The sequence below is a fragment of the Micromonospora sp. NPDC049089 genome (assembly GCF_040648775.1).
Taxonomy (GTDB): domain Bacteria; phylum Actinomycetota; class Actinomycetes; order Mycobacteriales; family Micromonosporaceae; genus Micromonospora.
Genome location: NZ_JBEZEH010000398.1, coordinates 1 through 1,561, shown reverse-complemented (window position 1 = coordinate 1,561; position 1,561 = coordinate 1). Strand labels below are relative to the sequence as shown.

Here is a 1,561-nt window from a genome sequence, read left to right as displayed (position 1 = left end):
CCAGGCGCTCGGCCACCAGACCCTGCACGACCCGGCCCACGAAGAGACTGCCCCAGTACGCGGAGACGCAGCCGCCGGCCACCGCCGCCTCCTAATGCCGAGGAGTGAGCGCACATGCACCCCGCAACGCCCCCCACCACTGACGCGTCCGTCGGGCGCGCCCACCGTACCCCGCTGCCCCGGCGGCACCTGCTGCGTGGCCTGCTCGCCGTGACGGTCGCCGCACCGCTGATGTTCGGCGCTGCCGCCTGCGGAGACGACGGCGGCGGCGCCGCCGACCCGAACGCGCCGGTGAAGCTCTCGATCTTCTGGTGGGGCGGCGACGCCCGGGCCAAGCTGACCGAGGACGCGCTGGCGCTCTACACCAAGAAGCACCCGAACGTGACCTTCGAGAAGACCTGGCAGGCCAACCAGGGCTACTTCGACAAGCTGGCCACCCTCACCGCCGGCGGCAATCCGCCGGACCTGTTCCAGATCGACGACAACTACCTCGCCGAGTACGCGGCCCGCAACACCACGCTCGACCTGACCTCCTACCAGGAGTCCGGGAAGCTGGACACCTCCAAGTTCCCCGAGAGCCTGTGGAAGTACGGCGTCGTCGACGGCAAGCTCGCCGGCCTGGCAGCCGGGGAGAACACCCAGGGTCTGGTCTACAACAAGACGCTGCTGACCAAGCACAACCTGCCCGAGCCGACCACCGGCATGAGCTGGGAGCAGCACATCGCCTGGGCCGAGCAGGTCACCGCGAAGACCAAGGTGCCCGGCACCCAGGACCCGAGCGCCGACTACAAGGCGTTCTGGGTCTGGCTGCGCCAACAGGGCAAGGACCTCTACAAGGGCAAGGAGCTGGGCTTCACGGCCGAGGACGTAACCAAGTGGTTCGACCTGTGGAAGGGCGCCCGGGACCGCAAGGCCACCCCGAGCGCCGACGTCATCCACGAGGGCAACTCCAGCGACGTCACCAAGCAGTTGGTGGTCACCGGCAAGTCGGCGACCTCCTGGGTCTGGGCCAACCAGATGCCGGACCTGAAGAAGAACACCAAGGACGAACTGGGCGTGATCGCCTACCCCGGTGACCCGAGCGCGCAGTGGGCCCGTGCCTCGATGTACTGGTCGGTGTTCAAGGGCAGCAAGAACAAGGACGTCGCCGTCGACGTGATCAACTTCCTGAACAACGACGTCGAAGCGGTCAAGTTGCTCGGCACCGACCGTGGTCTGCCGTCCAACCTGGACCTGCGCCGGGTCGTCAGCGACGACACCACCGACCCGGCCATGAAGCAGTCCATCGCCGTCGAGGCGGAGCTGACCCAGAAGTTCGGCGAGTCGCCACAGGTGCCGATCAAGGGCCACAGCAAGGTGAAGTCCGAGCTGATCAAGGCCGCCGAGAACGCGCAGTACGGCCGGGCCACCCCCGCCGAGGCCGCCGCCCAGTTCATCGAGGCGTGCAAGTCCGCCATCGCCTGACCGCCCGCGAGGCGAGGCGAGGAGAGGAGCTGTTCGTGGCGTTGACCACGGCGCCCGACCCGACCCGACGCGGCCCCGGATCCGTGCGGGCCCACGC

At 68.5% G+C, this 1,561-nt stretch carries 1 protein-coding gene; it reads left to right on the top strand.

Annotation, left to right across the window (positions count from 1 at the left end; genetic code table 11):
* Window positions 1-114: 114 nt before the first annotated feature.
* Window positions 115-1,464: an extracellular solute-binding protein gene (locus tag AB0B48_RS33070; RefSeq protein ID WP_357208579.1), complete on the top strand. Its 1,350-nt coding sequence runs from the start codon at window positions 115-117 to the stop codon at window positions 1,462-1,464.
* The last annotated feature ends 97 nt before the right edge of the window (window positions 1,465-1,561 follow it).